6 protein-coding genes and 1 pseudogene are annotated in these 6,449 nt (G+C 72.8%); 3 read left to right on the forward strand and 4 right to left on the reverse strand.

Going from position 1 to position 6,449, the window contains the following annotated elements; genetic code table 11:
• Positions 1–259: 259 nt before the first annotated feature.
• Positions 260–1,018 (reverse strand): LOG family protein, encoded by a 759-nt coding sequence (locus ACWEN3_RS38345; RefSeq protein ID WP_452980938.1) that lies wholly within the window; start codon positions 1,016–1,018, stop codon positions 260–262.
• A 104-nt stretch (positions 1,019–1,122) separates the two neighbouring features.
• Entirely contained in the window at positions 1,123–2,202 is a 1,080-nt protein-coding gene (dapE, locus tag ACWEN3_RS38350) for a succinyl-diaminopimelate desuccinylase (RefSeq protein ID WP_452980940.1), read from the reverse strand.
• Positions 2,203–2,295: 93 nt separating this feature from the next.
• Between dapE and ACWEN3_RS38355 the strand changes: the two genes are divergently transcribed.
• Both ACWEN3_RS38355 and ACWEN3_RS38360 read left to right on the forward strand, forming a co-directional pair.
• Positions 2,296–3,282 (forward strand): heavy metal transporter, encoded by a 987-nt coding sequence (locus ACWEN3_RS38355; protein WP_452980942.1) that lies wholly within the window; start codon positions 2,296–2,298, stop codon positions 3,280–3,282.
• Positions 3,283–3,556: 274 nt separating this feature from the next.
• A complete protein-coding gene (locus tag ACWEN3_RS38360) occupies positions 3,557–4,006 on the forward strand; it encodes an ATP-binding protein (RefSeq protein WP_452980944.1) in 450 nt (149 codons plus the stop codon).
• A 61-nt stretch (positions 4,007–4,067) separates the two neighbouring features.
• On the opposite strand, the gene ACWEN3_RS38365 is transcribed toward ACWEN3_RS38360, so the two are convergent.
• Positions 4,068–5,159 (reverse strand): bifunctional succinyldiaminopimelate transaminase/glutamate-prephenate aminotransferase, encoded by a 1,092-nt coding sequence (locus ACWEN3_RS38365; RefSeq protein ID WP_452980947.1) that lies wholly within the window; start codon positions 5,157–5,159, stop codon positions 4,068–4,070.
• A gap of 121 nt (positions 5,160–5,280) precedes the next feature.
• The gene (gene fdxA, locus ACWEN3_RS38370; RefSeq protein ID WP_018561461.1) at positions 5,281–5,601 is read right to left on the reverse strand and encodes a ferredoxin; all 321 of its coding nucleotides are present in this window, start codon (positions 5,599–5,601) and stop codon (positions 5,281–5,283) included.
• A gap of 140 nt (positions 5,602–5,741) precedes the next feature.
• On the opposite strand from fdxA, the pseudogene ACWEN3_RS38375 reads away from it, so the two are divergent.
• Positions 5,742–6,389 (forward strand): annotated as a pseudogene (locus tag ACWEN3_RS38375) (putative acetyltransferase); the annotation flags it as partial.
• Positions 6,390–6,449: the final 60 nt, after the last annotated feature.

Genomic DNA, 6,449 nt, shown 5'->3' on the forward strand with positions numbered 1-6,449 from the left:
CGGCCGTGAGGAACAGCGCTTGCCGGCCGACCCGAGCGGGGTCTGGTGCGTGCGGCTGCAAGGCGGAGGAGGGAGTCGACGCGGAGCGTCGGCGACCGACGACAACGCCGCAGATGCGCGTGCCGGACCCCGCGACGCCGGGATGATCCGAACGACACCCCCTAGCCCCAGGGGGCCGCGCCCGGCCCCCGTGCGCCTCGCCCCCCGGACGGGTCGCCGGGTGGGTGGGAACGGGGGCCTTGGACGTGGGAGCCCCGCGTCAGCGGCCCGCCTCCTTCGACACCAGGGCCACCGCCTCCGCCACGTCGTCCGTCACGTGGAACAGGAGCAGGTCCTTCTCGGCCGCCTTGCCCTGGGACACCAGCGTGTTCTTGAGCCAGGACACCAGGCCGCCCCAGTACTCGGTGCCGAAGAGGACGATCGGGAAGCGCGTGACCTTCTGGGTCTGGACCAGGGTCAGCGCCTCGAAGAGCTCGTCGAGGGTGCCCAGGCCGCCGGGCAGCACCACGAAGCCCTGCGCGTACTTCACGAACATCATCTTGCGGACGAAGAAGTAGCGGAAGTTCAGGCCGATGTCGACGTACGGGTTCAGTCCCTGTTCGAAGGGCAGTTCGATGCCGAGCCCGACCGAGATGCCGCCCGCCTCGCACGCGCCCTTGTTGGCCGCCTCCATGGCTCCGGGGCCGCCGCCGGTGATCACCGCCCAGCCGGCCTCGACCAGCCCCCGGCCGAGCCGCACCCCGGCGTCGTACTCCGCCGAGTCGACCGGGGTCCGTGCCGAGCCGAACACGCTGATCGCGGGGGGAAGTTCGGCGAGCGTGCCGAAGCCCTCGATGAATTCCGACTGGATCCTCAGGACCCGCCAGGGGTCGGTGTGGACCCAGTCCGTGGGGGCACGCTCGTCCAGCAGCCGCTGGTCGGTGGTGCTGGCCGTCACCTGGCCTCGTCGCCGGAGGACCGGTCCGAGTCGCTGCTCGTCCGGTGGCTGCTTCTTCCCCGCGGGGTTGCCGGTAGCCATGTGCGCTCCCTCCGCTTGCCAGTAGTTCGATGTCAGACTAGATCTACGCGGGTTACGGAGGGGGGACATGCGCATGTCCGGCACGCGTGTGCCGTGGGCGTTCCCTACGCCGTGAGCCAGCTGCGCAGCCGCTCCTCGCCCGCGAGGATCTTGGCGACCTCGACGCGCTCGTCGCGCTTGTGCGCCAGATGCGGGTTGCCGGGACCGTAGTTGACGGCCGGAACGCCGAGCGCGGAGAACCGGGACACGTCCGTCCAGCCGTACTTGGGCCGCGGGGTGCCGCCCACCGCCTCGATGAAGGCCGCCGCGGCCGGATGGGAGAGGCCGGGCAGCGCGCCGCCGCTGTGGTCGTCGACCACGAACTCCTCGACACCGCAGTCCGCGAACACCTCGCGGACGTGCGCGATCGCCTCCTCCTCGGTGCGGTCGGGGGCATAGCGGAAGTTGACCGTCACCACGCACTCGTCGGGGATGACGTTGCCCGCGACCCCGCCGCCGATGCCCACCGCGTTCAGGCCCTCGCGGTACTCCAGGCCGTCGATCACCGGGTACCGCGGCTCGTAGGCCGCCAAACGGGCCAGCACGGGGGCGGCGGCGTGGATGGCGTTGGCACCCATCCAGCCGCGTGCCGAGTGGGCCCGCTCGCCCTTGGTCCTCAGCAGCACCCGCAGGGTGCCCTGGCAGCCGCCCTCGACCTCGCCGTCGGAGGGCTCCAGCAGGACCGCGAAGTCGCCCGCCAGCCACTCCGGGCGGGCCTCGGCCACGTGCCGCAGGCCGTTGAGGTGGGCGGCGACCTCCTCGTTGTCGTAGAAGACGAAGGTCAGGTCGCGGTTGGGGGCGGGGACCGTGGCCGCGATGCGCAGCTGGACCGCCACGCCCGACTTCATGTCGCAGGTGCCGCAGCCCCACAGCACGCCGTCCTCGTCGAGGCGCGAGGGGACGTTGTCCGCGATCGGCACGGTGTCGATGTGGCCGGCCAGGATCACGCGCTCGGCGCGGCCGAGGTGGGTGCGGGCGATCACGTTGTTGCCGTACCGGTCCACCGTCAGGTGCGGCAGAGCGCGCAGCGCGGTCTCGATGGCGTCCGCGAGCGGCTTCTCGGTGCCGCTCTCAGAGGCGAAGTCCACGAGCCGCGCGGTGAGCGCGGCGGCGTCCAGCGTGAGGTCAAGCGAGGTGTCGGCCATGGCCCCGACCCTAGCGCGGACCCGGTGCGCCCCCGGGCGCGCGCTGTGCCGACCCCCGGCGGGGGGTCTTGGCGGCTCCAGTACCTTGTACGCGTGTCGTCCCCCACCCGTCCCAAGCGTCGCGGCCGCCTCTTCCGTTTCGCCGCGGCCCTGTTGGTCCTGTGCGGCGTCGCCGCCTACCTCGTGGTGCAGTACGTCACCGGGGGCGGCGGAGCGCGCGGCTGCACGGTGGTCCCGGCCTCTGGTGCCGGGACGTCGTACGAGTTCACGCCCGAGCAGGCGGCCAACGCGGCGACCATCGCCGCCGTCGGCACCGGGCGGGGCATGCCCGAGCGTGCCGTGACGATCGCGCTCGCCACCGCCCTCCAGGAGTCCGGGCTGCGCAACATAGAGCACGGCGACCGGGATTCGCTCGGCCTGTTCCAGCAGCGGCCCTCGCAGGGCTGGGGCACCGAGCGGCAGATCATGGACCCCACGTACGCGGCCGGCATCTTCTACGCGCACCTGGCCAAGGTGTCGGACTACCCCGATCTGCCGCTGACGGTGGCCGCGCAGCGGGTGCAGCGCAGCGGCTACCCGGAGGCGTACGCCAAGCACGAGCCGGACGCCGTGCTGCTCGCGGCGGCCCTGACCGGGCGTGCGGCGGCCACGCTGACCTGCGACGGGCGCCCGGACGCCATGGCCGCGGCGACGGGCCCGGACGCGGTGCGGTCGGCCCTGGTGCGGGACTTCGGGCGGGACGCGCTGCAGGAGACCGGTGCGGAGGTGGGCGGGACACCCGTGCCCTCGCCCTCTCCCCGGCCGAGCGTGACCGCGACCGCGAGCGGGCGGACCGTGACCGTTCCGGTGCCGCTCGGCACGAGGACGGACGCGACCGGGCGCAGCGAGCGTGAGCGGGGCTGGCAGCTGGCGCACTGGGCGGTCGCCAACGCCTCGACGCTGCACATCCGGCGGGTGTCGTACGCGGGCCGGGAATGGGCCGCGGGGAGCGGCGGCGACCGGTGGACGAGCGCGGACCCGGCCGGGACCGCGGGTGCGGAGCAGTCCGTGGGCGCCGTCCGGATCGTGACCGGACAGTAGTGCGGGGTCTCGCCCGCGGGGGTGGCGCGGCCCCGTGCGGCCCGGCCCTCCGGCGCGGGCCGGGGACGGTCCCGGGAACCCGGGGAAATCAAGGGCCGTAAGGATTCTGCTGAATTTCCGCCAGCCCTTGTTTGCCCGTTTTTATCCACACCTGATAATGCGATGCGTTATCCATTCTTTACCTGGGGCGTCCGCAACCTTCGCGGGCTTCGAGCGGTAGTCACGGCGTCCGACCTCGGACACATCACCGTTCTCTCCCGTCGAATGGAGCATCATGTCCCTCCCTCTGACCCGCCGGATCGCCCGTGCCGCGCTGCTCGTCGCAGCGGGAGCGGCTGCCGGGGTCGGTGCGGCCGGCTCCGCCGGTGCGGCCACGAACCTGCCGGTGGCCACCCCGAACCTGGGCGGCCTGACCGCGCTGGACGGGGCGCACGTCGGCAACACGGTCGACGGCGCCACGCAGAACGTCACGTCGCTCGCGGGCAACGCCGGCGGCAACGCGGTCGAGCACGCGGTGCCGGCCGCGGGCAGGACCGGCGGCGCCGCCGTGGAGCAGGCGGCGCCCGCGGCGCAGAAGGCCGCGGGGGACGCGGCCGGGGCCGCGGGGGGTGTCCTCGGGGACACCGCGGCCGGTGCCACGAAGGGCGGGCTGCCGACGGACTCCCTCGCCAAGGGCGGGCTGCCGACCTCGAACCTGCCGGTCCACGGGCTGCCGCTCGGCTGAGCGCCGGCCGCCGGCCACGACGGGGTCCAGGGGTTCCCTGGGCCCCGTCGCCCTGTGCCGGCTACAGCCGGGACACCGCGGCCGCGATCCGCTCGTCCGTCGCCGTGAGGGCCACGCGTACGAACTTCTCGCCCGCCTCGCCGTAGAAGTCGCCCGGTGCCACGAGGATGCCCAGGCCGGCCAGGTGGGCGACCGTCTCCCAGCAGGACTCGCCCCGCGTGGCCCACAGGTACAGGCTGGCCTCGCTGTGCTCGATGCGGAAGCCGTGGCCGAGCAGGGCCGTCCGCAGGGCCTCGCGGCGGGCCGCGTAGCGTGCGCGCTGCTCGTGCACGTGGGCGTCGTCGCCGAGGGCCGCCACGACCGCCGCCTGCGTCGGCGCGGAGGTCATCATGCCGCCGTGCTTGCGGATCTCCAGCAGGGGCCCGAGGACGGCCGGGTCGCCGGCGACGAAGGCCGCCCGGTAGCCGGCCAGGTTGGAGCGCTTCGACAGGGAGTGGACGGCGACGATGCCGTCGTAGGAGCCGCCGTTGACGTCGGGGTGCAGGACCGAGACCGGGTCGGTCTCCCAGCCCAGCTCCAGGTAGCACTCGTCGGAGAACACCAGGACGCCGTGCTCGCGGGCCCAGGCGACGATGTCCGTCAGCTCCTGCCCGGACAGGACCTTGCCGGTCGGGTTGGACGGCGAGTTCAGCCAGAGGAGCTTCAGGCCGGCCGGGTCCAGCTCGCGCGGGTCGTCGTAGACCTCGAAGTCGGCGCGGGCCAGGCGGGCGCCCACCTCGTAGGTCGGGTAGGCCAGGCGCGGGTAGGCGACCCGGTCCCCGGGGCCGAGGCCCAGCTGGGTCGGGAGCCAGGCCACCAGTTCCTTGGAGCCGACGACCGGCAGGACGTGGCGGTGGGTCACGCCGCGGGCGCCGAGACGGCGCTCCAGCCAGCCGGTGATCGCGTCGCGCAGTGCGGGGGTGCCCCAGACCGTCGGGTAGCCCGGCGAGTCGGCCGCGTCGACCAGGGCCTTCTGGATCAGTTCGGGGACCGGGTCGACCGGGGTGCCGACGGAGAGGTCGACGATGCCGTCCGGATGGGCCGCGGCCGTCTTCTTGTACGGCTCCAGCTTGTCCCAGGGAAAGGTCGGAAGGCGGTCGGAGACTGCGGACACGGGAATCAGGCTCTCTTTCGTACGGTGCGGCAAACGCGTCGGTGCCCTAACGCGGCGATCTAGGCGATCGGGCCGTACGGGACCGAGGCGGCGCGGTTCGGGCCGCTAGGCGCTCAGACGGTCACTCGCCCTGCGGCGGCAGCGCGGCGATGAAGGGGTGGTCGCGCTCGATCAGCCCCAGCTTGCTGGCACCGCCGGGAGAGCCCAGCTCGTCGAAGAACTCGACGTTCGCCTTGTAGTAGTCCTTCCACTCCTCCGGAGTGTCGTCCTCGTAGAAGATCGCCTCGACCGGGCAGACCGGCTCACAGGCACCACAGTCGACGCATTCGTCCGGGTGGATGTACAAGGACCGCTGGCCCTCGTAGATGCAGTCGACCGGGCACTCCTCGATGCACGCCTTGTCCTTCACGTCGACACAAGGCTGCGCGATGACGTAGGTCACGCTGTCGTTCCTCCTCGATAGGGCGCTGGCGGGCCTCCTCAGGCTCCGCCGCCTGGCGCGCGGGAGCGCGGCGTCGTCGATGCCCGCCCCTAGTATCTCCGTTCCGGAGCATGATCCGAACAGGAGGGGTGAACTGACCAGTGGAAATCTCGGCGACAGGACGCCTGGAAGTCCGAATCACCCCCGCTGACGTGGGAAAACGTGTATCTGTAAGGCGGTTGGGCGAACCCGGTGCGGCGCGGGAGAAGTTCACCGACACGGTGGGTGTTCTCACATCATGGGATCATGGCGTGCTCATGATCACACGACGGGACGGGCAGAGTGTCCGGATCGCGGAATCCACCCTGGTCGCGGGCAAGGTGGTGCCGGCCGCTCCGGCGCGGCGCCGCGGGCCGGCGGCCACGTACGAGGAGCTGGCGCACGTCAGTTCGCGCGGCTGGCGGCCGGTGGAGAGCGAGCGGCTCGGCGAGTGGGAGCTGCGGGCCGCGGTCGAGGAGGTGCCGCGCGAAGCGCGTCCGGCCGGGGTGGTGGCCGGGCGACGGGCGGGCTTCACCAGGCGGGCCAACAGCGTGCTGCCGCTCGGCGATCCCGGCCTTCCGCTCGACGCGGCCCTGGACGCCGTACGACGCTGGTACGGCGAGCGTGGCCTGCCCGCCTACGTGCAGGCTGCGACCGGCGCCGAGGGCACGCAGGAGCTGCTGTGCGCGGAACTGGAGCGGCGCGGCTGGGTGCGGGAGGTGACCGCCGAGCTGTGGACGGGCGCCCTCGCGCCGGTCGCGGACCGGGCCGAGCACTTGTACTCCTCGCAGCCGACGCAGTACGGGCCCTTGTAACCGCCCTTGTAGACC

The sequence above is a fragment of the Streptomyces sp. NPDC004561 genome (assembly GCF_053602155.1).